The 22963-nt window shown below is 72.3% G+C and carries 19 protein-coding genes; 4 read left to right on the forward strand and 15 right to left on the reverse strand.

Going from position 1 to position 22963, the window contains the following annotated elements:
* Nucleotides 1-47: 47 nt before the first annotated feature.
* From H4W80_RS19540 to H4W80_RS19560, 5 genes are all read right to left on the reverse strand, one after another.
* A complete protein-coding gene (locus H4W80_RS19540) occupies nt 48-707 on the reverse strand; it encodes a histidine phosphatase family protein (RefSeq protein WP_192786411.1) in 660 nt (219 codons plus the stop codon).
* Nucleotides 708-947: 240 nt separating this feature from the next.
* Complete coding sequence (locus tag H4W80_RS19545) at nt 948-2123, reverse strand: DegT/DnrJ/EryC1/StrS family aminotransferase (protein WP_192786412.1); 1176 nt, start codon at nt 2121-2123, stop codon at nt 948-950.
* Nucleotides 2124-2137: 14 nt separating this feature from the next.
* Entirely contained in the window at nt 2138-2851 is a 714-nt protein-coding gene (locus H4W80_RS19550) for an amidohydrolase family protein (RefSeq protein ID WP_192786413.1), read from the reverse strand.
* Nucleotides 2848-3537, reverse strand: coding sequence for an amidohydrolase family protein (locus H4W80_RS19555; RefSeq protein WP_192786414.1), 690 nt, complete (start codon nt 3535-3537; stop codon nt 2848-2850). The genes H4W80_RS19550 and H4W80_RS19555 overlap by 4 nt, the downstream gene beginning before the upstream one ends.
* Nucleotides 3538-3555: 18 nt before the next feature.
* Entirely contained in the window at nt 3556-5523 is a 1968-nt protein-coding gene (locus H4W80_RS19560; protein WP_192786415.1) for a PQQ-binding-like beta-propeller repeat protein, read from the reverse strand.
* A gap of 85 nt (nt 5524-5608) precedes the next feature.
* Between H4W80_RS19560 and H4W80_RS19565 the strand changes: the two genes are divergently transcribed.
* From H4W80_RS19565 to H4W80_RS19575, 3 genes are read left to right on the forward strand one after another with little or no spacing between them, the layout of a single operon-like run.
* Nucleotides 5609-6442 (forward strand): amidohydrolase family protein, encoded by an 834-nt coding sequence (locus H4W80_RS19565; RefSeq protein WP_225963545.1) that lies wholly within the window; start codon nt 5609-5611, stop codon nt 6440-6442.
* Nucleotides 6439-7167 carry an amidohydrolase family protein gene (locus H4W80_RS19570; RefSeq protein ID WP_192786417.1) on the forward strand — a complete coding sequence of 243 codons (729 nt, stop codon included), beginning with the start codon at nt 6439-6441 and terminating at the stop codon, nt 7165-7167. Before H4W80_RS19565 ends, H4W80_RS19570 begins: the two co-directional genes overlap by 4 nt.
* A 43-nt stretch (nt 7168-7210) precedes the next feature.
* Nucleotides 7211-9160 (forward strand): hypothetical protein, encoded by a 1950-nt coding sequence (locus H4W80_RS19575; protein ID WP_192786418.1) that lies wholly within the window; start codon nt 7211-7213, stop codon nt 9158-9160.
* A 1-nt stretch (nt 9161) separates the two neighbouring features.
* Here the strand turns inward: H4W80_RS19575 and H4W80_RS19580 are convergent, their stop codons facing one another.
* From H4W80_RS19580 to H4W80_RS19600, 5 genes are all read right to left on the reverse strand, one after another.
* Entirely contained in the window at nt 9162-10037 is an 876-nt protein-coding gene (locus H4W80_RS19580) for a dihydrodipicolinate synthase family protein (protein ID WP_318786949.1), read from the reverse strand.
* A gap of 10 nt (nt 10038-10047) precedes the next feature.
* The gene (locus tag H4W80_RS19585) at nt 10048-10914 is read right to left on the reverse strand and encodes a carbohydrate ABC transporter permease (RefSeq protein WP_192786419.1); all 867 of its coding nucleotides are present in this window, start codon (nt 10912-10914) and stop codon (nt 10048-10050) included.
* Entirely contained in the window at nt 10911-11777 is an 867-nt protein-coding gene (locus tag H4W80_RS19590) for a carbohydrate ABC transporter permease (RefSeq protein WP_192786420.1), read from the reverse strand. Before H4W80_RS19590 ends, H4W80_RS19585 begins: the two co-directional genes overlap by 4 nt.
* Nucleotides 11778-11808: 31 nt before the next feature.
* Nucleotides 11809-13050 (reverse strand): ABC transporter substrate-binding protein, encoded by a 1242-nt coding sequence (locus H4W80_RS19595; RefSeq protein ID WP_192786421.1) that lies wholly within the window; start codon nt 13048-13050, stop codon nt 11809-11811.
* A gap of 87 nt (nt 13051-13137) precedes the next feature.
* Nucleotides 13138-14289, reverse strand: coding sequence for a DegT/DnrJ/EryC1/StrS family aminotransferase (locus H4W80_RS19600; RefSeq protein WP_318786950.1), 1152 nt, complete (start codon nt 14287-14289; stop codon nt 13138-13140).
* A gap of 29 nt (nt 14290-14318) precedes the next feature.
* On the opposite strand from H4W80_RS19600, the gene H4W80_RS19605 reads away from it, so the two are divergent.
* Nucleotides 14319-15554, forward strand: a complete 1236-nt coding sequence (locus tag H4W80_RS19605) for a response regulator (RefSeq protein WP_225963546.1) — start codon at nt 14319-14321, stop codon at nt 15552-15554.
* Between the two features lie 431 nt (nt 15555-15985).
* Here H4W80_RS19605 and H4W80_RS19610 read toward each other — a convergent pair whose 3' ends face one another.
* The 5 genes from H4W80_RS19610 to H4W80_RS19630 form a co-directional block, all read right to left on the reverse strand.
* Entirely contained in the window at nt 15986-17041 is a 1056-nt protein-coding gene (locus H4W80_RS19610; RefSeq protein WP_192786422.1) for a dihydrodipicolinate synthase family protein, read from the reverse strand.
* A gap of 49 nt (nt 17042-17090) precedes the next feature.
* Nucleotides 17091-18098 carry an NAD-dependent epimerase/dehydratase family protein gene (locus H4W80_RS19615; RefSeq protein ID WP_192786423.1) on the reverse strand — a complete coding sequence of 336 codons (1008 nt, stop codon included), beginning with the start codon at nt 18096-18098 and terminating at the stop codon, nt 17091-17093.
* Nucleotides 18099-18181: 83 nt separating this feature from the next.
* Nucleotides 18182-19066, reverse strand: a complete 885-nt coding sequence (locus tag H4W80_RS63655; protein ID WP_192786424.1) for a Gfo/Idh/MocA family protein — start codon at nt 19064-19066, stop codon at nt 18182-18184.
* Between the two features lie 12 nt (nt 19067-19078).
* Nucleotides 19079-20887: a hydantoinase B/oxoprolinase family protein gene (locus tag H4W80_RS19625; protein WP_318786951.1), complete on the reverse strand. Its 1809-nt coding sequence runs from the start codon at nt 20885-20887 to the stop codon at nt 19079-19081.
* Complete coding sequence (locus H4W80_RS19630) at nt 20880-22880, reverse strand: hydantoinase/oxoprolinase family protein (protein WP_192786426.1); 2001 nt, start codon at nt 22878-22880, stop codon at nt 20880-20882. Before H4W80_RS19630 ends, H4W80_RS19625 begins: the two co-directional genes overlap by 8 nt.
* Between the last annotated feature and the right edge of the window lie 83 nt (nt 22881-22963).

Raw genomic sequence — 22963 nt, forward strand, 5'->3', positions numbered from 1 at the left:
GGGTGCCGTCGACAGCGGCTGGAGGTGACGGGCGCCGTCGAGAGCGGCTAGAGGTGGCCGACGTCGTTGAACCGGACGAGCCCCGAGCCGTCCCAGACGGAGACGGAGGCGTTCAGCACCGGCGCGAACTTCAGCACCGCGCCCAGATCCGCGTCCGGCCCGCCCCCGAGGACGTGGCGCAGGCCCAGCACCACCGAGTCGTGGGCGACGATCAGCACCCGCCGCCCGGCCGCGCGCTCGCGCAGGTCGGCGAGAAGGTCACGGAGCCGCACCACGACGTCGGCCAGCGACTCGCCGCCGGGCGGCCGGAAGGCGTAGGCGCCCTCGGCCTCCCGCCGCGCCATCTCCTCGGGAAAGCGCTCCCTGATCGCGGCCACGTTGTAGCGCGCGAACGCGCCCGCCTCCTGGTCCCTGAGCCGCCTGTCCACGGTGAGCGGCAGCGGCCCGGCGCCCCACGCCCGCAGCGCCACCCGCCACGTGTCGAGCGCCCGGAGGTAGGGCGAGCACCACACCACCTCGGGGGTCTCGGCGGCGGGCAGGCCCGCCAGCGACCGCCCGAACGCGGCGGCCTGCGCCCGGCCCAGGTCCGTCAGCGTGACCTCGTCGTCCCCGCGCTCGTAGACCAGCGGCGCCGACCCGGCCTCCCGGTGGGCGAGGTTGGCCTCGCTCTCCCCGTGTCGCACCGCCATGATCCGCGTCGGTCCCATCCCGACATCTTGTCACGGACCCTCCATCCAATTACGGTCAGGCCCGTTATATGGACCTGGGAGGTCCTACGCCTTATCGCTCTCAACTCCGGCCCACGCCGAACCCACCGCCGTCCCACCCACCGGCTGCGGCTTCCAGAGCCTCGGCACGTTCCCGCTGACCGGCGCCACCACCGCGGGCACCGCGCTGGACGCCCGCCACCTGCTCATGCTGCGCCTCCGGCCCGGCGCTGCTCGGGATCAGGGACGTTCGCGGCTGCAATGGGTGATCACCTTAGCGAGGGCCTCGGCGACGTCGCCGGCCGCCTCAGGGGCGTCCATGAGCATGGCCTGGCGTACCCACACCACGGTCCTGGCGGCCTCCTCGGCGCCCGGGCACGGCTCGGCGCGGGCGCCCTCGGCGGTGAGGGCGGCCATCGTGCCGAGCGGCGGGTAGCCGGCGTCGAGCGGCACCCCCTCCGCGGCCATGGCCGCCAGCGCGAACTCCCGGTCCACCCCGGCGTCGAGGCGCAGCATGAGCAGGTGGCGCGAGTCGCGCGTCGTGCCCTCGGGCTGCGGCACCACGGTCACCTCGGGGACATGGGCCAGCTCGCGTTCCAGGGCGGCGCAGAATGCGTTCCTGCGCTCGATCTCCTCGTCGAGGCGGTCGAGCCAGGGCAGCAGGAGCGCCGCCTGGATCTCGGTGAGGCGCAGGTTCCAGCCGACGGACGGGTGGCCGTACCAGCGGCCGCCGGGCGCGCGGCCGACGTTGCAGGCCGACCAGACGCGCTCGTGCACGGCCTGGTCGCGGCAGACGATGAGGCCGCCCTCGCCGGCGGTCATCGCCTTGCTCGCCTGGAAGCTGTAGACGCCCGCGTCGCCCAGACCGCCCACGGGACGGTCCCGGTACGTGGCGCCGTGCGCCTGGGCGGCGTCCTCGACGACCGCGAGGCCGTGCCGGGCGGCCAGGTCGTTGAGCGGGTCCATGTCGGCGGGGCTGCCCGCCAGGTGCACGGGCATGATCGCCGCGGTCCTGCCGGTCACCGCGTCCCGCACGGCTCCCGGCGACAGGTGCAGGTCCACCGGGTCCACGTCGGCGACGACGGGGACGGCGCCGGCCAGCAGCACGGCGGTGGCCGAGGCCACGAACGTGTACGCCGGGACGATCACCTCGTCGCCCCTGCCCACGCCGAGGCCGCGCAGCGCGGCGAACAGGCCCAGCGTGGCGTTGCCCACGGCGACGCCGTACGGGACGCCGGAGCGGCTGGCGAACGCGGCGGTCAGGTCCGCCACCACGGAACCGCCCTGCGTGGCTCCCCACAGGCCGCTCTCGAGCACCTTGGTGACGAGCTCGCGCTGCGCGGGGTCGAGGGGCGGCGGCCAGGCGGGCCAGGAGGCCGAGCGGACAGGAGTGCCGCCGTGGATGGCGAGCGTCACGGGAGATCGTCCCTTCACGAGTGGCCGAGCAGGCGGGCCAGGTTGGCGCCCTGGATGAGGGCGCGGTCAGTGTCGGTGAGCGGGGCCAGGGCGACGCGGCCGTAGCCGGTGCGCAGGTCGAGGAAGCAGGCGTCCGAGCCGAACAGCACCCGCTCGGCCCCCGCCAGCGCCGCCAGCCGGGCGATCCACCGGCCGGTCATCTTCGAGCCGCACGTCTCCAGATAGACGTTGGGAAGGTCGGCCACGAGGCGGGCCGCGCGGCCGAACCCGTACGCAAAGAGCCCGGTGTGCCCCATGATCAGCGGAACGTGCGGGTGCCGGGCCGCGACGGCGGCGAACTGGGCGGGGTCGCTCCAGGGCGAGTCCGTCTGGCCGTGCGCCAGGACCGGCAGGCCGAGCCGCCAGACCGGCTCGTACAGGGGGTCGTCGAGGCGGCACTGGTGCACGTCGGGGTGGAGCTTGACCCCCCACACGCCGTCGCGGACGAGCGGCGTGCGGTGGTGCGGGTTGTAGACCTGCCACACCCCGAACCGGCCGGGGAAGCGTCCCGCGATCTCCATGGCCAGCTCGTTGCCGCGCACCGCGTCGGGGCCGACGGCGAGCAGGTGGCTGATGCCCATCGCGGTGACGCCGATCCGGTCCATCGCGGCCACGAGGTGTTCGGCGGTGGGATGGGGGATGAGGAAGTCGGGCCAGGTGCCGACGTGGCCGTGGGCGTCGAGGATCACAGCAGCGCCTCCAGCGTGCCTGCGGCGATCCGCTCGATGTCCTTCTCGGGCAGGTCGAGGTGGTCGAGCAGGAAGCGGGGGCCGCAGTCGTCGGACACCGGCGCGCCCGTGCCGAACACCAGCCGCTCCGCCCCGAACCGCGCCGCCAGCCACTCGACGCCGCCCTGGGTGTTGACGGTGCCGATCTCGGCCCGCACGTTCGGCGCCTCGGCCATCAGCTCGGCCAGCGCGCGCAGGCGGCGGTAGCCGGGGTTGAGGACGAGCAGGGGCAGCTCGGGCAGGTGCTCGGCGAGGTGGCGGAGCTGGGCGGGCGAGGTCTCGTCGAGGTCGATCGCGACCGGCAGGCCGATCTCGGCCAGCCACCGCAGGGTCCACGGTCCCGTGAGGTCGAAGCGGTGGCGTTCGGGACAGAGCCTGATCATCCGTACGCCCCACGCCGCCACCTCGTCCGGCCCGTCCGGCTCCCCGGCCCCCGGCACCACGACGGGGACGGGGATGAGCCGGGGGTTGTCGAGCGCGAGCAGTGCCTCGTTGCCCGCCTTGGGGTCGGAGTAGAGGCTCAGCGTGTGGGTGACGCAGGCCAGGCCGATGCCCAGCCGGTCCATCTCGTCCCGGGGGTCCGTCGGCAGGTCGTCGAACGGCACGGGACCGATGAGCCGGTGGGCATCGATCACATATTTCGGCACAGACCGAAACTAGCGAGGTTACGGAGTGACGGTCAAGGCCGGGCAGCGCGGATCGAGCCGGATCCTGGCCAGGTCGCGGCCCACCAGCCCCCAGGCCCGCCAGGAGCCGGGCTCGAAGTGCAGCTGCGGGTTGGTGTACCACTCGTCACCGAGCCCGGTGGCCAGCAGCTTGGCCTCGGCGCCCAGCTCGTACGCGTTCCCGCCGCCGAAGAACGTGGACGCGAACACCCTGCCCCGGTGCACGGTCAGCTCGCCGTACCCGGAGAGCTTGCCCTGCCGCACCACCGCCTTGGTGGCCAGGTCCAGGGCGATCCAGGTGCCCGAGTCGCGCTTGTAGACGCCGTACAGCAGCCCGTCGTGCACCTTGACGTCCTGGAACGTGCGGTGCCCCGGGATCGGGTCCACCTGCCAGAGCACCTTGCGGGCGCGCAGGTCGAAGGCGGCCACGGACGCGGACGTCTTGACCGGCGGGGTGCCGCCCCCGCCGAGCACGTCGCCGCCCAGGTAGACGACGCCGCCCCGGGGGTCGACCGACAGGCTCATGAGGCTCTGGTCGGGGATGACGCCCTCGTAGACGTCGATGCGGCCGGTGCGGGGGTCGATCACGGACAGGGCGCCGTTCAGCTTGGCGCCGAGCGGGGCGCTGGCGACCACGAGCTTGTCGGTGGCGGGGTCGTACTCGATGTCCCAGGGGCGCTGCTGGCCGTGGCCCAGGTAGCCGAGGCTGCGCACCCGGTCCGTACGCAGGTCGACGGAGACGATCTGCCCGCTCGGGTAGATGGCGGCGTAGATCTTGTCGCCCCTCCGCACGAGGTCCTTCGGCTCGCCGGGCATCCGGAACCTGCGCTTCTCGCCCGTGGGCAGGTCGCGCACCTCCATGGAGAAGTGGCCGCCGATGTAGACGGCGCGGTTGGGCACGAGGAGCATGCTCTGCGGCCGCTCCGGGCCGCTGGGCAGGCCGGCGTCGATGAGGTCGACGAACTCGGACTCGCCGGTGCGCAGGTCCAGCCACCACACGCCGCCGCTGCCCGCGAAGCCGAGCATGGTGTGCTCGTCGAGCTGCTGCAGCCGCCTGGTCTCGTCGCCGGGCGACGGCGCTTCGGCGACCTTGGTGAAGGTGGTCTCGCCCGTGCGGTAGCGGTGGACGGCGCCGTCGGGGCGGGAGGTGGCGTAGACGGTGTCGTCACCGGCCACGGTGAGCATGTCGATCGTGCCGCCCGGCAGGGTCGCCCGGCGCTCGTCCGTGCCGTCCGAGCGGATGTCGATCAGCGTGTCGCCGGCGGCGGCCAGCACCCGGTCACCGTGTACGGCGACGGCGCCGATGCCGGTCGGGGCGGCGGCCAGCTCCTTCACCGTGCCGTCCGCGCGGGTGATCCGGACGAGCCTGCCCTTGTCGAGCAGCCCCGCGTAGACGTAGGTGGCGTCGGCGGCGACCGCGCGCACGTACCGCTCGCCCTGGACCAGCACGCCGAAGTCGCGCACCGCGCCCGTGCCCGGCACGTACTCGCGGACCCGGCCGTCCGGGTAGGTGCCGGCGTAGAGGGTGCCGTCGGGCGCGGCGGCGAGGCTCCAGACGAAGCCGCCGTTCTTCCCGAACGACGCCAGCCGCTCCACCGCGCCCGTGGCCGGGTCGAAGCTGTAGAGGTCGGGCACCGGGTAGGTGCCGACGTAGATCTTGCCGCCGGACACGGCCGTGGCCCAGGCGCCCTCCGCCTCACCGGCGGCCGGGCCGTCGGGCAGGGTGACGCTCCTGACGACCTTGCGGGTGGCGAGGTCGATGTCGGCCAGCACGGGGGGCTTCAGGCCGCGGGTCACCACGTAGGCGTGCCCGTCGAGCACGGTGGCGCCCACGATGGCGCCGGTGACCGACGCCGGGCCGAACCGCTCCACGGCCGGGGCGTCACAGGCCGTCGCCGCCCGCGCGACCGGGCCGGTGAGGAGTGCGGGTAAGAGCGCCGACAGGATTACCAGGAGGGATCGGAGCATGGGCGCACCTCACGTTCATTGCTGAGCAATTATGGGCCAGACCGTAACTTTATAAGCACAGTTCGTCAATGGCATGATGTGCGGCATGGCGATTGAGGATGGGTCCGGTATTCCGTTCGACGCGTGGCGCCTGGTCGGCGGGCTGGAGGTGGCGCTGGACGTGGACGTGCTGTTCGGGGCCTATCCCGACCGCGACGGCCCGCCCGGCGCCCCGGAGCAGGTGCTGCGGCTGCTGAGCGGGCACCGGATCAGGGCGGCGGCGGTGGCGAGCCTGCGGGCCGCGCTGTTCGACGTGCGCTCTGGCAACGACGAGCTGATCACACGTGCGGCCCCGGAGGTCGCCCCCGCCGGGACCCCGGCTGCGGAGGTCGCCCCCGGCGCGGCCGTGGACCCGGAGGTCGTCCCCGTCGGGGTCGTGGATCTGCGTGACCCGGTCGGCGCGGCGCGCGAGCTGGAGCGGCTGGCCGCCGAAGGCGTCCGGGCCGTCCGGCTGTTCCCCGACGAGCAGGGCGTCGAGGCGGGCTTCCCCTCCGTCAGGCACGTCGCGCGCCGGGCGGCGCGGCTCGGCCTGGTGGTGCTGACCGGCGGTGACGTGCGCAGGTTCTGGCAGCCCTTCGCGGGCCTCGGGGCCGAGGTGGTCTTCCTCGACACGCACTTCTACCACCTGGGCGACTTCCTGGTGGCGGCCGCGGAGGAGCCCGGCTTCCACACCTCCACCCGCCTGCTCAACTCCCCCGACGCGCTGGAGCTCGCCGCCGCCGAACTCGGCGCCGACCGCCTCCTGTACGGCTCGCGCGCCCCCCACTACGAGCCGCTCGTGCCCCTCCTGCGCCTGGCCACCAGCGGGTTGAAGCCGGAGGAGATCGCCGCCGTGGCGGGCGGCAACGCGGAAAGGCTCCTGAGGAGGCCGCAGTCATGATCATCGACGTGCACGCCCACTGGGGCCCGTGGTTCTTCACCATGGACGTGGCCGAGGCCAACCTCGCCACCATGGACCGCTACGGCATCGACCGCGCGATCGTCTCCGCCACCGAGGCCGTCATCTACGACGCCGCCGCCGGAAACCGCGCCCTGGCCTCCTACCTGGAGACGCAGGAGCGCCTGCTCGGCTACGTCACGGTCAACCCGCGCCGGCTGCGCGAGGCGGAGGCGGACCTGGCGGCGTACCTGCCGGGCGGCCGGTTCGTCGGCGTCAAGATCCACACCGACTACACGGGCTCGCCGGTCGGCTCCGCGCAACTGCGTGAGGCGCTCACGCTGGTGGCCGCCACCGGGCGGCCCGCGCTCGTGCACACCTGGGGCACGTCCGTGCTCGCCCTGGCGGAGGTCTGCGCCGACATCCCGGACCTGCGGGTGATCGCCGGGCACATGGGCGCCGACGGGTTCCGGTACGCCATCGAGGCCGCGAACGCCTGTGACCGCCTCTACCTGGAGCCCTGCTGGTCACACTTCCCCGCCGGCCGCATCGCGGAGGTGGTGGCGGCCGTGGACCCGGGGCAGCTGCTGTTCGGCACGGACGCGACGCTGATCGACCCGTCGTCGGCGTTCGGGGCGGTCGCGGCGGCCGGGCTCACCGGCGCGACCGCCGAGCGGATCGCCTGGCGCAACGCCGCGGCGCTCTTCGCTCTGGACATTACGGCCTAGCCCGTTATAGCGTGCGGGCCAACTTCACCAAGGGAGCCCGCGCATGATCCCCCGCCGTCGTTTCCTCCAGGCGGCCGCCGCGACCACGGCGGCCGCCACGCTCACGGCCCCGCCGGCCCGCGCCACCGTCCACAAGAAGGTCCAGCCCGAAGGCACCCTCACCGACCTGGGGCCGGCGAGCGTCGCCAGCCCGCTGGGCAACGGCGAGTTCGTCGGCGGCGTGCTCTACGCGGGCTCGCGCGGCCTGTCGCCCAACGTGGTCGGCGCGTTCGACCTCGCCCAGGATTCGGTCACGACCCATTTCGACATCCCGACCGGCGTGGGCATCTGGGCGATGTGCAAGGTGGGCACCGACGTCTACGTCGGCACCCACGCGAGATCCGACCTGTACAAGATCGACACCGTCGCCGGCCAGGTCACCAAGGTCGCCGAATACCCCGACCACTACATCTGGACCATGGCTTCCTCCCCCGACGGCAAGGTCTACCTGGGCACGTCGGAGCCGGGCCGCGTCCGGGAGTACGACCCGGCCACCGGCACGAGCCGCGACCTGGGCGAGCCCGCCCCCGGCGAGGCGTACGTCCGCAGCATCCAGGCCGACGACACCTACGTCTACGCCGGGATCGGCGCCAACGCCCACCTGATCGCCATCGACCGCAGGACCGGCGAGAAGCGCGAGCTCCTGCCCTCAGCCGTGGCCGACCGCGACTGGGTCTCCAGCATGGGCATGTCGGATACCCACCTGGCCGGCGGCATGAACTCGCTGGGCGAGCTGCTCGTGCTGGAGAAGGCCGCGCCGCAGAACTACAAGGTCGTCAAGGCCACCGCGGCCGGCGAGAAGTACGTCGTCGCGGTCCTGATCCACGACGGGTACGTCTACTTCGCCGGCCGCCCCTCCGGCACGTTCTACCGCTACCACCTGGCCACGGAGAAGCTGGAGGTGCTCGGCGTCCCCTACTTCGAGGCCCTGACCCACCGCCTGCTCGCCCACGAGGGCCGCATCTACGGCATCCAGGACAGCGCGGTCTTCGTCTACGACCCGGCGACCGGCTCCCTCGAGTACGTCAACCTCGTCCAGCGCGGCTTCAAGGCCGCACCCGAGGAGCCGATGTCCGTGCACTCCGACGGCCGGCGCGTCTACGTCGGCGGCAAGGGCGGCGCCGACGTCCACGACCTGGCGACCGGCAAGGTGACCCGGCTGGGCATCTCGGGCGAACCGAAGACGCTGCTCACCGTCGGCGACACCACGTACCTGGGCGTCTACACCCAGGCGGCCCTGTACGCGCACCACCGCGGGAAGACCGAGGCCGACCTGGTCGCCCGCACCGGCAACCAGCAGGACCGCCCGCGCGACCTCGCCTACGACGCCACGACGGGCCTGATCGTGATGCCCACCCAGCCGGAGCCCGGCCACATGAACGGCGCCCTCTCGCTGTACTCGCCCGGCAAGGGCACGTACGAGACCTACCGGCCGGTGGTGGAGCGCCAGACCGTCTACTCGGTCGTCGCCCGGCACGGCGTCGCCTACCTGGGCACCCTCATCCAGGAGGGCCTCGGCCTGCCGCCGGTCACGACGACCGCCCGCCTGGCCGCCTTCGACCTGCGCACGCGCAAGCTGCTCTGGCAGCACGAGCCGATCCCCGGGGCCCGCATGATCTCCTCGCTCGCCCTCGGCAGGAACGGCACCCTGTACGGGATGGCGAGCACGGGCGAGGTGTTCGAGTTCGACCCGCGCAGCAGGAAGGTCACCAGGACGATCAAGGTCGGGGCGAAGGGCGGCGAGCTGTTCGTCACCGGCCGGGTGGCGTACTGCACGGACGGCGGCTCGATCTACAAGATCGACCTGGTCGCGTTCACGTCGAAGGCCATCGTGGAGGGACTGGCCGGGCAGTGGTTCGGCGGCGAGCCCAAGCTGGCGCTCGACCCCTCCCGCCGGGCCCTGTACGCGGTGCGCGCCCGCAACCTCGTCCGGGTGGCCATCGCGGGCCGCTGACTCACCCGAACGCGGCGACCACGACGGCCCGTTCCTCCTCCTGGAGGGGCGGGCCGTACGGGTCGTGGGCGTGCGTCTCGGGCACGCGGCCCTCGGCGGCGGCCAGCCAGAGCATGCGCTGCACGTAGCCCTCCATGGGCTCGGTGAAGGTGACCTGCGCCAGCCGGTCCAGCCGCCCGGACGCCTCCTCGAACGCCCGCAGGTCCTTGCCCGCGAACGCCTCCAGGACCGCGGCGGTCACCCCGACGCTGGCCGCGGCGATGCCGACCAGGGCCGCCTCGGCCCCCCACAGCAGGGACGGGCCGAACATGCGGTCCTCCCCCGTGATCGCCAGCCGGTCCGCCTCCCTGGCCAGCGCGATGGCGCGCTGGCAGCCCATCGCGTCCGACAGCAGCGCCGTCTTCAGCCCCGCCACGCCGGGATGCGCCAGCAGCTCGCGCAGCGTCCCGGCCGGGCACGGGCGCGTGTAGAGGTCGAAGGCGATCATCGGCAGCCGGGCCGCCCGCCACACCTCCTCGTGCAGCGCCACCCGGTCGCCGTCCGACGGGAAGACGAGCACGCCGTCCGCGCCCAGCTCGGCCGCCACCCGCGCCTGCGCCGCCGGGTCCTCCGCCCCGCCGCCCACGCCGGCCAGCACGGGGACGCCCAGGGCGAGTGCGCGCTCGATGACGGCGGCGCGGACGCCGGGGGCCAGGTACGGGCCGCGGCCCGTGTGGGCGAGCACGGCCAGCCCGGTGGCGCCGTCGGCCACCAGGCCGGCGAGGTAGCGGGAGACCAGGTCGAGGTCCACCTCACCCGATGCGGTCATGGGGGTGGCCGCGGCGGCGATCAGCGAGCCGCGGAGCCGGTCACGAAGGTTCCGTACAGCGATGTCCACCCGCACGACCCTATTTCAGGCCGGTCATCGCGATGCTGTTGACCAGGTACCGCTGCAGCAGGAAGAACACCACCAGGCACGGCACCACCGACACGGCCGCCGAGGACATGAGCACCGACAGCTGCAGCTCCTCGGTCCGCAGCGTGGTCAGCCCGACCGTCAGCGTACGGGTGGCGTCGCTCTGGCCGACGACCAGCGGCCACAGGAAGTCGTTCCAGTGCCACAGGAACACGAACACGCCCAGCGTCGCCAGGATCGGCCTGGTCAGCGGCACCACGATCGTCCAGTAGACCCGCCACTCGGAGGCCCCGTCGACCTTGGCCGCGTCGAACAGCTCGTCCGGCAGCCCCAGGATGAACTGCCGCATCAGGAAGACGGCCTGCGAGTTCGCCAGCGTCGGCACGATCAGGCCCCAGAACGTGTCCACCCCGTCCAGGCTGTTGACCAGCACGAACGTCGGGATGAGCGTGGCCTGGAACGGCACCATCATGGTGGCGAGGAACGTCCAGAACATGGCCTCGCGGCCGGGGAAGCGCTTCTTGGCGAACGCGTACCCGGCCATGGACGAGGTGAGCAGGATGATCACCACGGAGATCACGGCGTAGATCAGCGAGTTGACCGTCCACGTGACGAACCCGGACGACTCGAGCACCCGCGCGATGTTGTCCAGCGTGAGCGAGTCCGGCCACCGGACCGGCACGGTCGGCCGGCCCGCCGGCGACAGCGCCACGATGAACATGGCCACGAACGGGCTGACGGTCAGCACCGACAGCACCGCGAGCAGGGCGGCCAGCGGCCACTTGCCCCGCCACCACCGGCGGCGGGCCGCGCGGGCCGCCCGCACCTCGGTGACGGGCCGGGAGGCGGTGATCGTCATGTGTTCCCCCGATCCAGGAAGCGGCGCTGGACCAGCGACACGATCAGCACGATCGCGAACAGCACCATGCCCCACGTGGCGGCGTAGCCGAAGTCGAACGATCGGAAGCCGTGGTCGTAGATGCCGAAGATGAGCGTGTAGGTGGCCCTGGCCGGGCCGCCGCCCGTCATCACGTAGACGGTGTCGAACGTCTGGAACGCGCTGATCGTCTCGATCACCACGACGAAGAAGATCGTGGGCTTGAGCAGCGGCAGCGTGATCCGGCGGAACCGCTGCCACGCGCTCGCCCCGTCCACCGTGGCCGCCTCCAGGTAGGAGGACGGGATCGACTTCAGCCCGGCCAGCAGGATCAGCATCGAGTAGCCGAAGCCCTTCCACACCGACACCACGGCCAGCGCGGGCAGGATCACGGCCGACTGCTCCAGGAACGCCACCGGGCCGAGGTCCGCCTTGGCCAGCAGGCCGTTGATCAGCCCGTCGAACTCGTAGATCCAGCGCCAGATGATGCCCGCCAGGACGAAGCTCGTCACGTACGGCAGGAACAGCATGCCGCGGAACAGCCCGCGCATGAAGACCACCTGGTTGAGCAGCAGCGCCGTGCCGAGCGCCACGAGCAGCGTGAGCGGCACGTAGATCGCCACGTACACGAGCGTGACCCGCAGGCTCAACCAGAAGTTCACGTCGTCGAGCAGCCGGGCGTAGTTGTCCGCGCCGATGAATTCCCAGTCGCCGCCGATGTTCCAGTTCGTCAGGCTCATCCCCGCCGCGCCCAGCGACGGGAAGATCCGGAAGATCAGGAACAGGACGAGCACGGGCAGCACGAACAGCAGGCCGGTGACCGGGTCACGCAGGCGTTGGCGCACCAGGTGTTTCCTTTCTGGCGGGGGTGCGGGCTCAGCCGGTGCCGAGCAGCTGGTTGGCCTCCTTGGCGGCCGCGTCGAGCGCGGTCTTGGCGTCCTCCTTGCCGAGCAGCGCCGCCTGGATGTGCGGCGCGAGCACGCTCATGACCTGGCGGGCCTTGGGGTGGGTGTCGCCGGGGAAGGCGTACTGCAGGGACTTGGCGAACTCCTTCGCGGTCGCCGACTGGTCGGGCACGGTCACGTCCGTGCGGGCGGGGAAGAAGCCCGACTCCTTGGCCAGCGCGCCGGACACCTCGGGCGAGGCCAGGTAGGTGGCGAGCTTCTTGGCGGCGTCCTTGCTCTCGGAGTGCTTGGCCAGCACCAGCGCGCCGGGGATGCCGAAGGCGACCCGCTTGGTCCCTTCGAGCGGCAGGCCGATGCCGACGTTGCCGGCGCCGATGGCGGCGCCGAGCTGGTCGGCCATGCCCGCGGTGGCCGCGTGGTACATGGCGGTCTTGCCGGCGGCCAGCGGGCCGCCCTCGATGTCGTTGGACTTGCTCGCGGTGTTCTCCGGCAGGCCGCCCGCGGCCTTCAGGTCGAGCAGGAACTGCAGGCTGGCCACGCCCTCCTGGCCGTTGAACGCGACGGTCTTGCCGTCGGCGGAGAAGACCGTGCCGCCGTTGGCCCACAGGATCGGGTAGAAGCTCTGGTTGAGGCTGACGTCGGGCTTGCCCGGGTAGTCCAGTACGGCGACCTTCTTGGCGGCCAGCTTGGGCGCGGCCTCCTTCAGCTCCGCCAGCGTCTCCGGCACCTTCTCGACGCCCGCGTCGGCGAACAGCTTCTTGTTGTAGATGGGCGCGGTGATCGTCTGGTAGATCGGGACGCCGTACAGCTTGCCGTTGACGGTGAGGGCGGCCAGGGAGTTGGGCAGGTAGGAGGACTTGGCCGGGGCGACGATGTCGTCCACCGCCTCGACCGTGCCCTGCTGGGCGTACTGGGGGATCTGGTCGGGACCGAGCACCACCAGGTCGAAGCCCTTCTTCGAGACCAGTGCGGTGGTGACCTTCTCCTGGCGGCCCTCCCAGGGCTGCTGGTCGATCTTGAGGTCGACCGTGGGGTTTGCGGCCTCGAAGTCCTTCTCCACCTTGCCCCAGAACGCCTGGGCCTTGGCCTGGTCCGCGATGACGGGATACATCCACAGGGTCACGGTGCTCTTGTCCGAGCCGCTGCTGGATCCGCACCCGGCGGCCGCGAGGCTCAGGGCGGCCGCGAGGCCGACTGCCACTGCCTTCTTCATCGGCGGCTTCCTTTCGACTAATACCGGTCCTGACCGAAACCTAATGAGCGCGTCTCGACCGGGTCAATCCCTGATACATGAACGTAACTACGGTCGAGCCCGAAATTTCGTGATTTCCTGGGCGATCAGCTCGACGTGCTCGGGGGTGTAGTTCTCGTTCCAGTCGATGACCAGGAGCGTACGGTCCACCATGAGCTCCGCCCGCGGGCAGGGGTTGGGCCGGTAGCCCTCGAGCGGGTAGCGGGAGGAGCCGTAGATGGCAGCCTCCCACACGGGCGCCCTGTTCAGCGGTTCGGCGAGGTAGCCGGCCCGCGCGGGGATCCCGGCGGCGGCCAGGTGGGTGGCCAGCTCGGGCGCGTCGCCGTCCGGGCACACGATCGGGAACAGCCACCAGGCGTGGCCGTCCGGGCGCGGCAGGCATACCCCTGGGACGCCCTTCAGCGCGTCCAGGAGCTGCCCGGCGGTGCGGCGGCGGGCCGCGAGAACGCCGGGGAGCTTCGCGAACTGAGCGCGCGCCACGGCGGCCTGCAGCTCGGTCATGCGGTAGTTGACCCCGAAGGCGGCGTGCGACCGGCCGGCCGCGCGGTCCCAGCCCTTGTCCGAGAACAGCCGCATCCGCCTGGCCAGCTCGTCGTCGTCGGTGATCGCCACCCCGCCGTCGCCACAGGTGATGTGCTTCCACTGCTGCAGGCTGAGGCAGCCGACCTGGCCCGCCGTGCCCGCCAGCCCGCCGCCGGGCAGCTCGGTCAGCCAGGCCTGCGCGCAGTCCTCGATCAGCGTGAGGCCGTGCTCGTCGGCGAGCGCGCGCAGCTCGCCGACCCTGGCCGGCGCACCGAACAGGTGGACCGCCATGATCGCCTTCGTGCGGGGGCCGATGAGCGCGGCCACCGCGTCCGGATCGAGATTGCCGTCGAAGGGATCCACGTCGGCGAAGACAGGGACGGCGTTCTGCGCCAAGATGGGGGCCACGGTCCCGAAATCCGTGATCGGCGTCGTGATGACCTCGTCTCCGGGGTCCGGCGCGGCCGCGACCACCGACAGGTGGAGGGCCGCGGTGCCGGAGCTGCAGGTGATCGCGTGACGGGAGCCGTAGACGCGGGCGATCTCACGCTCCAGCGCCCGCGCCTCGGTCCCCCAGACGGAGTTGAGCATGCCCGAGCGGATCACCCGCTCGGCGGCGGCCACCTCCTCGTCGCCGAGCGTACGGCCGTCCGCTTCCGCCATGGACGGGAACTTCACCGGGCACCTCACAAGATATGATTGCGGTCTTGACCGAAAATAGCGAGAGGGAGGCGTGGGTGGGAATCGTCATCGGGGTCGTCGGCCCGCACGACCTGGTCGACGACGTCGCGGCCGTCTGCGAGGAGCAGCCGGGCGTCAGCACGCTGCGCCTCGACTACGACCACGAGTCTCAGGCGCCCGCGATCGTCGAGGCGCACGCCTCTTCCGTGGAGGGGTGGCTGTTCACCGGCATCGTGCCCTACATGCTCTCGCGTGACGCCGACGCGCTCACCCGACCGGCGGCGTTCGTCGACTACTCGGGCGCGACGCTGCTCAGCGCCCTCGTACGCCTCCAGCACGAGGGCCAGGACATCACCCGGCTGTCGATCGACACGCTGTCGGCCGCCGACGTCCAGGCCACGTTCGCCGAGGCCGGGCTGCCCACCGCCGACCTGCGCACGCTCCCGTACCGGCCGGAGGTGACCTCCAAGAAGGCCGTCGCCTTCCACCGGAAGGGGCCCGCGCACGCGGTGATCACCTGCCTGAGCTCCGTGCACGAGGCCCTGCGCGACGAGCTCCACGTGCTGCGCCTGGTGCCCTCCGTCCATTCGGTACGGGTGGCGCTGCGCCAGCTCATGCTGACCGCCGAGGGCCAGGCGCAGGAGGACGCCCAGATCGCGATCGGGCTCGTCGAGGTGGCCAACGAGGAGGGCCTGCTGCGCGAGGCCACGGCGCTCGGCGGCACCCTGGCGGCCTTCCGCGGCGGCACGCACCTGCTGGTGACGACGCGCGGCCCGCTCCACGACGCCACGGGCGGCTTCACCGGCCTGCCCATGCTGGCGCGGCTGGCCGCCCAGAACGACGTCGTACGCGTCGGCTTCGGCCTGGGCCGCAGCGCGGCGGAGGCGGAGAGCCTGGCCCGCCGCGCCCTGGCCAGGGCCCGCCGGATCGGCGAGGTGGCCGCGGTCCTGTCGCTGCGGGCGGACACGGACATCGTCCTGGAGTCGGTCACCCCGGCGCCCACGGGGGCGCAGAACCTGTCGGTCATCGCGCGCCGCGTCGGCCTGTCGGTGCCCACGCTGGAGAAGCTCCTGGAGGCGCGGGCGGCGGCGGGGGACGAGCCGCTGACGACCCGCGAGATCGCCGAACGGCTGGCGGTCCAGCAGCGCACGGCCCGGCGCATGCTTCATCGGCTGGAGCTCGCGGGCCTGGCGGAGCGCACCGGCAACCTCACCAGCGGCTCCAGCGGCCGCCCCCTGACCCTCTACCGCCTGACCCTCTGACGCGCACCCCTGGGGCGCCTGCACGGCGGGCAAGCGCCCCGACCCTCGCCGCCCACCCCACACCGCGCCCGCGAGCGTCCCGCACACCGTCACCCCCGCACACCCGCACCGCCACCCAGCGCCGGCGCGGCGAACAGCCGGACGGCGGCACGCGCCCCGCACCGCGCCTGCAAGCGCCTCGCGCACCGTCACCCCCGAAGGACCCGCACACCCGCACCTCCCGCACGCCCACTCGGCGCCGGTGCGGCGAGCGGCAGGACGGCGGCAATCGGCGCAACGCGCATGGACGCTCAGGGGGCAGACGGGCACAGCGCAAGCAGGCGGCGGAGGGAGCGCGGCGCAAGCGGGCGGCGACGGAGGAGCGGAGGGCGCGGCGCAAGCGGGCAGCGGCGGAGCGGCGGGCGGGGTGGCGGCGGGTGGGGGCATGGGGGTCAGGAGAGCCAGCGGTCGAGCCCCGCCGAGACGAAGTCGTCGTCCCGGAGCCATGGATACGCGCCCCAGATCCGATCGATCTCCGCGAGCTGCCCCGGCGAAAGCTCCTCCGCCGGGTCCAGGCACCACCGCCCCGCCAGCAGCCCCTGCCGCCGCAGCACCTCGTGTATGCCCGGGATGCACCCGTGAAACCCGTTGGCCGAGTCGAAGATGGCCGCGTTGGCGTCCGTCAGGTGCCCGTCCAGCGTGAGCAGCCGCCGTACCACCGCGTCGTCCCCGCCCCGCGCGAGCTTGGCCTCCTCCAGCAGTTCCACGGCCCGCCGCACCCACACGGCCCATTGCCCGAGCAGCCCGCCGACGAACTCGACCTCCACCTCGCGCCCGTCCACGACCACCCGGTGCGAGGTGATGAGGTCGGCCAGGATGTGGTCGTCGTTGCCCGTGTAGAGCGCCACCTCCCCGGCCCGCCCCGCCCGTACGACGCCGTGCAGCACGTCCAGCGTGCGATAGCGGTCGAAGGGCGCGACCTTGATGCCGACGACGGACTCCACGGCGGCCAGCCGCGTCCAGAAGTCGCGGGACAGGGTGCGCCCGCCCACCGCGGGCTGCAGGTAGAAGCCGATCACCGGCAGCACCTCGCCCACGGCCCTGGCCCGCTCGATGAGGGCGTTCTCGTCGAGCTCCCGGTAGGGGCTCAGCAGCACCATGTGGTACCCGAGGGACCTGGCCAGCTCCGCCTCGGCCACCGCCTGGGCGGTGGGGCCGGTCGCCCCGGCCACCAGCACCACCTCGCGCTCGACCTCCCTGGCGGTGCGGGCCGCCAGTTCGAGCACGGGCGGCAGCAGGCCGGTGCCGTGGATGGCGAACTGCGTCGTGTGCACGCCCACCGCCAGCCCGCCCGCGCCCGCCTCGACGTAGTAGCGGGTCAGCGCCCGCTGGCGGCGCTCGTCCAGCTTCCTGTCCTCGGTGAGGGCGAGCGGGTGCGCCGGGATCACCAGGCCGCGCCTGAACAGGTCGCGAACGGACGTCTGCGCCTGTGGAGCCGTGCTGAGCACGTGAGGTCCCCCTTGGTCGTCGATGTGGCGTCGAGAGTGCCGGAACCGGTCAGAAGCGGCCGTCACGGCGTTCGAACTTGGTGGGTTTGCCGAGCAGCGGCCCGCCGTCGGCCACCCAGCGCGCCGTGTGCTCGATGAGCTCGGCGGGCGTGAGCTCGGGGTAGCCGAACAGGCGGTGGCAGCGCCCCGCGTTCGACAGCAGCGCGGTCGGCGCCTCCTCCCCGGTGAACACCGGCTCCTTGCCCAGCGCCGCGCCGAGGTCCAGGGCGATCTGCCGCACGGAGAGCAGCTCGGGCCCGGTCACGTTGAGGATGTACGGCGGCGCGGAGGCCAGGGCCAGCGACCGGAGCGTGACCTCGTTCGCGTAGCCCTGCCAGACCACGTTCACCTGGCCCGTCGACAGGTCGACGGGGTCCCCGGCCAGGACCTTCTGCGCCAGGTCGATGAGCACTCCGTAGCGCAGCTCGACCGCGTAGTTGAGGCGGACGAGCGACAGCGGCGTGCCGTACGTCTCGGAGAAGTGCGTCAGCACCCGCTCGCGTCCCAGGCAGCTCATGGCGTAGTCGCCCACGGGTCCCGTCGGGGAGTCCTCCGTGCTGCCGCCACTGGTGACGGGGACGAGCGGGTAGACGTTGCCGGTGGACAGGGCGGCGATCCTGCTGTGGCGGAAGCGGTCGGCGACCCTCCCGGGCAGGTAGGCGTTGGTGAACCAGGTGGCGTGCTCGCGCCCCTGGGTGCCGAACTTGGCGCCGACCAGGAAGACCACGTTCGGCGCGTCGGGCAGGTCGCGCAGCGCTCCCTCGTCGGCGACGTCGGCGGACACCACCGTCGCGCCGTCCTCGGCCAGCGACTCGGCGAGCCCCGGCTCGGAGAAGCGCGAGACCGCGATGATCCGCCGGTCGCCGTTCGTGGCGTTGAGGGCCAGCCGTACCAGGCTCGGCCCCAGCTTGCCGCCGGCGCCCAGGATCAGGATGTCGCCGTCGAGCCCGCCGAGATCGTCCACCAGCCCGGCGCCGGGCCGGGCCAGGCGCTCCTCGAGTTCCGCTGTCGTGCGCACGCGGGTATCTCCTCCGTCTGTCATTTACGGTCCAGACCGTAACTGTCACAGACTTCGGCTGTCAACGGGTGAGCACAACTGGGTCAGGCGACCTCACGGGCTGTGACCAGCACGTCGAGGATCGCCCTGGTCTGCTCCCAGGGCACCGGGCTGGGCGCTCCGCGCACCATGGAGAGGAACGCGTCGATCGTCCCCTCGTACCCGAGCCCCTTGACCGGGTCGTCGCCGCTCTCGATCACGATCGACTCGGAGCCGTCGCGCCTGTGCACGGTGACGGTGTAGGCCTCGCCCTCGGAGACGCCGAGGATCTCCACCGTCCCCGTGACGCCGCTCCCCCACCGCAGCGCCATCACGCCGGTGTCCTCGGAGCGCAGGCCCTGGTAGTGCCGCTTGGCCCCGGCGGCGCCCACCAGCCGCACGTCCGGCCCCAGCAGGGCGACCAGCAGCTCGACGCCGTGGATGCCCATGGTCACCATGGTCCCGCCGCCCTCGCCGGGCGTGTCCTGCCAGGCGTTGTAGCCGTCGGCCCACAACCCCACGTCATGCCGTACGGTGGCCCGCACGGCCAGCACCTCGCCGGGATCGACCCGGACCCCGGCGAACGCGGGGGCGAACCTCAGCACCGAGCTCGACAGCACCCGATCGCCGATCGCCAGCCGGTCGAGCGCGTCGAGCTGGGCCCGGCTGGCGGCGGCCGGCTTGTTCACGAAACAGGGCGCGCTGGTCTCCAGGACCCGTGCCAGCGCCTCGGGCACCTGCGGGCCGGGCACGGTCAGCACCACGCCGTCGGGCCCGGTGGCCAGCGCCTCGCCGAGGCTGCCGGCCACCTTCGCGGCCGGGTGCTCGCCGGTGAAGCGCCGCAGCCGCTCGGGGTCCTGCTCCCACACCACCAGCTCCGCGTGGCGGGCCAGGGTGCGGGCGTCGGTGTACGGATGGCTGGTGGCCAGCCCGGCGAGGACAACACGCACGACGGTATCTCCCTAAAGCTCGTCCACCTCGGCGTACGCGCGTCCGCCCGACAGCTTCGCGTACCCGGGCCCACGGTCGAAGAAGCGGCCGCCCGGAGGGCGCAGGCGGGCGCGGAGCTCGGCGGTCCCCTGCTCGTCGATGCGGTCGCCGTCGAGCACCACGCCGTAGTCGCCCAGCGCGCCCGCGATCGACACCTTCCCGTCCCGCACGTCGGCGGCCACCGCCCGGGGGTCGCGGTCGTACGGGGACCCCCAGCCTCCGCCCCCGGTCGTACGGATGCGGATCAGCTCACCGGCCTGCACCGGATGGTCGTCGACCAGCCCCTCCATCTCCTTGCCCGCGATCTCCACCCGGAACGGCCGCCCCGCGAGGCCGCCGTTGACGCCCCAGCAGGACAGGATCGAGCGGTCGGCGATCGACATGTAGGAGGCGTCCCTGAGCATCCTGATGTGCTTGTCGTAGCCCAGCCCGCCCCTGAACATGCCGGGCCCGCCGGAGTCGCAGGCCAGCGCCAGCCGCTCCACCCGGAACGGCCAGCGCGCCTCGGCGAACTCCACCGGGATGTTGCGCGAGTCGGGCACCACGTGGATGGTGTCCTCGCCGTCGGCGTACCAGCGCCCGCCGGAGCCGCCGCCCAGGACCTCGCGCATCAGGTACGGCTGGTCGTCGGCGTCCGTGCCGTAGACGCCGGTGTAGCGGATGGTCTCCTGGTCGGCGGGCATGCGGCCGCCGGTGGCCTTGGCCAGCACGCCGGCGAGCACGCCGAGCAGGCGCAGGATGACGAACGTGCGGGCGTTCGTGGGGGCCGGGAAGACCGGGGTGAGCAGGGTGCCCTTCTCCGGGAAGATCATCTTGATGAGGGGCACGACGCCCTCGTTGACGTCCAGCTCGGCCATCCGCTCCGGCGTGTCGGCCAGGTTGCGCAGCACCGGGGCCAGCCACTTCTTCAGGAAGACGCCGTCGGCGTAGTCGCCCGCGTGGTTGATCGGCCCCTTGGCCTGCGGCGACGTGCCGGTGAAGTCGATCGTGAGCGGTGAGTCGGCCGCGTGGTCGACCGTCAAAGTGATCCGCTGGGCGTGCAGGCGGGGCTCGTCCACGCCGTCGTGCTCGGCGTAGTCCTCCCACACGTACGTCCCCTCGGGGATCTTGGCCAGCAGCTCCCTGCGGAACGTCTCGGTGGTCTTGGAGATGATCGCGTCGAAGCACTCCTCGACGGCCTGCCTGCCGTACCGGTCGAACAGCTCACCCAGCCGCCGCGCTCCCATCAGGCAGGCCGAGCACTCGGCGTCGAGGTCGCCGGCCAGCGAGTCGGGCATGCGGGAGTTGCGGGTCATGATGCGCAGCGCGGCCTCGTTCGGCACGCCCTGGTCCCACAGCTTGATCGGCGGCACCATCAGGCCCTCCTCGAACACCGACCTGGCGTGGGAGGGCATGGAGCCGGGCACGGACCCGCCGATGTCGTCGTGGTGGCCGAACGCCTGCACGAACGCCACGACGGCGCCCTCGTGGAAGACGGGCACGGTCACGCACAGGTCGGGCAGGTGGCCGATGCCTCCCTCGGAGAGGTAGACGTCGTTGTGGAAGTACACGTCGCCGGGCTTCATCGTCTCGACCGGGAAGTCGCGCACCACGGGCTGGACGAGCGCGCTGTAGGAGCGGCCGGTGAGCTTGCGCAGCCGTACGTCGTGGATGCCCGCGCGGAAGTCGTGCGCGTCGCGGATCATCGGCGAGCGGGCCGTACGGGCGATGGCCGTCTCGACCTCCTTCTCGACGGACGCCAGCGTGCCCTCGACGATCTCCACCAAGATGGGATCAGTCACGACGGACCTCCACATTTCCGTACTCGTCCACCTTCGCGGTGAAGCCTGGGTGGATCGGGATCGTCGAGCCGTACTCCTCGATCACGGCCGGCCCGGTGACCGTGGCGCCGGGGCCGAGGGCGGGGCGCTGGTGGATCGCGGTGTCGCGGGTCTCGTCGAAATGCACGGGACGCACCGAGGTGGCGCCCGCGCCGGCCTTGTCCAGGCGGCGGATGGCCGGGCGGGTGATGGGGCCGATGCCGGAGACGCGCAGGTTCACCCATTCGACGCCGTGGCGGGGGTCGTCCCGGTACGCGTACCCGTACAGCTTCTCGTGGGCCGTGTGGAAGCGGTCGATCACCTCGGCCTGCCAGTCCTCGTCGATCTCGCCCGCCGGGGCCGGCACCCGCACCTCGTACGCCTGGCCGTAGTAGCGCAGGTCGGCGCTGCGCAGGTAGACGGGGTCGTCGAAGCCCTCGCGGTCGAGCGCCTCGCCCGCCTGATGCTCCAGGTCGTGGAAGATCTCGACGGCCTTGCCGAGCGAGAGGTCGCGGGTGACGTACGTACGGACGTAGTCGTTCTTGACGTCCACCGTCAGCAGCCCGAACGCCGAGACGTTGCCGGGGTCTCGCGGGACGATCACGGCCGGCAGGCCGAGGATGTCGATCAGCCGGCACGCCAGCAGCGGCCCGGACCCGCCGAACGTCACCAGCGGGAAGTCCCGCACGTCCAGCCCGCGCTTGACGGTGAGCTGCCTGATCGCGTTGCTCTGGTTGAACGCGCTGATCTCCAGGATGCCCGTCGCCGTGCGCTCGGGGGTGAGGCCGAGCTTGTCGGCCAGCGCCTCGATGCCGCCGCGCGCGGCGTCGGCGTCCAGCGGGATCTCGCCGCCGAGCAGGTGGGGCGGGATCCGGCCGAGGAACACGTGCGCGTCGGTGACCGTCACCTCCGTCCCGCCCCTGCCGTAGCAGATGGGGCCGGGGTCGGCGCCCGCCGACCTGGGGCCGACCTTGAGCGTGCCCTCGGGCGAGATCCACGCGATCGAGCCGCCGCCCGCGCCGACGGTGATGATGTCGATCATCGGGATCTTGCACGGGTAGCGGCCCACGGAGCCCTCGGTGGTGATCGAGGGCTCGCCGTCGATCACCACGGCCACGTCGGTCGAGGTGCCGCCGCCGTCCAGCGTGATCACCGACGGGTGCCCCGCCGTGGAGGCGATGAGCGCCGCGCCGAGCGCGCCCGCCGCCGGGCCCGACAGGACGGTGCTGATCGGCTGGTTGACGACCTCGCGGGCCGACAGGATGCCGCCGTTGGACTTCATGACGGAGAACGGCTTGCCGAGCCGGTTGGACAGGCTCGCGATGTAGCCGCGCATGGCGGGCTTGACGGCGGCGTCCACCAGCGTGGTGACCGAGCGCTCGTACTCGCGGTACTCCCGCAGCACGTCGCTCGACAGCGAGATCACCGCCTCCGGGTGCTCGCGCCAGAGCACCTCGCGCATGCGGCGCTCGTGCTCGGGGTTGGCGTAGGAGTGCAGGAAGCAGACGCCGATCGCGTTGATCCCCTTGGCCCGGAACCAGCGGGCCACCTCCACGGCCTGCTCCTCCGAGAACGGCCGCACCTCCTGCCCCAGGTGGTCGAGCCGCCCCCCGACGGTCTTCACCAGGTGTACGGGAACGATCCTGGGCGGTTTGACCCAGAAGTAGGAGTTGCCGTAGCCGTCGGGCACGCTCTGCCTGGCGATCTCCAGGACGTACTCGAAGCCCTCGGTCGTGATGAACCCGAGGTTGGAGATCCGGTCCTCGAGCAGCTGGTTCGTGGCCACCGTGGTGCCGTGGACGATCGACCCGACGTCGATCGCGCCGAGCTTCTCAATGCCCGCGACGAACCCGTCCGCCGGGTTGGCGGGCGTCGAGGGGGTCTTGGTCGTGAGGATCTCACCGGTCTCCTCGTCCACCGCGACCACGTCGGTGAACGTTCCTCCGGTGTCCACTCCGATACGCACGCTACGCATGGCTCCTCAGCTCGGTGACCACTGTTCCTCCTGCGAACTCCAGAGGAGAAATGTCCCACGAGGTCATGGAACAAGCCAAGCCA

The organism is Nonomuraea angiospora (assembly GCF_014873145.1).
In the GTDB taxonomy this organism is placed as follows: Bacteria; Actinomycetota; Actinomycetes; order Streptosporangiales; family Streptosporangiaceae; genus Nonomuraea; species Nonomuraea angiospora.

Bases quoted from the DNA above. Each gene is read 5' to 3' on its own strand.
- H4W80_RS19540 (WP_192786411.1), bottom strand. From the start codon at position 707: ATGGGACCGACGCGGATCATGGCGGTGCGACACGGGGAGAGCGAGGCC.
- H4W80_RS19560 (WP_192786415.1), bottom strand. From the start codon at position 5,523: ATGCTCCGATCCCTCCTGGTAATCCTGTCGGCGCTCTTACCCGCACTC.
- H4W80_RS19565 (WP_225963545.1), top strand. From the start codon at position 5,609: ATGGCGATTGAGGATGGGTCCGGTATTCCGTTCGACGCGTGGCGCCTG.
- H4W80_RS19570 (WP_192786417.1), top strand. From the start codon at position 6,439: ATGATCATCGACGTGCACGCCCACTGGGGCCCGTGGTTCTTCACCATG.
- H4W80_RS19575 (WP_192786418.1), top strand. From the start codon at position 7,211: ATGATCCCCCGCCGTCGTTTCCTCCAGGCGGCCGCCGCGACCACGGCG.
- H4W80_RS19585 (WP_192786419.1), bottom strand. From the start codon at position 10,914: ATGACGATCACCGCCTCCCGGCCCGTCACCGAGGTGCGGGCGGCCCGC.
- H4W80_RS19595 (WP_192786421.1), bottom strand. From the start codon at position 13,050: ATGAAGAAGGCAGTGGCAGTCGGCCTCGCGGCCGCCCTGAGCCTCGCG.
- H4W80_RS19630 (WP_192786426.1), bottom strand. From the start codon at position 22,880: ATGCGTAGCGTGCGTATCGGAGTGGACACCGGAGGAACGTTCACCGAC.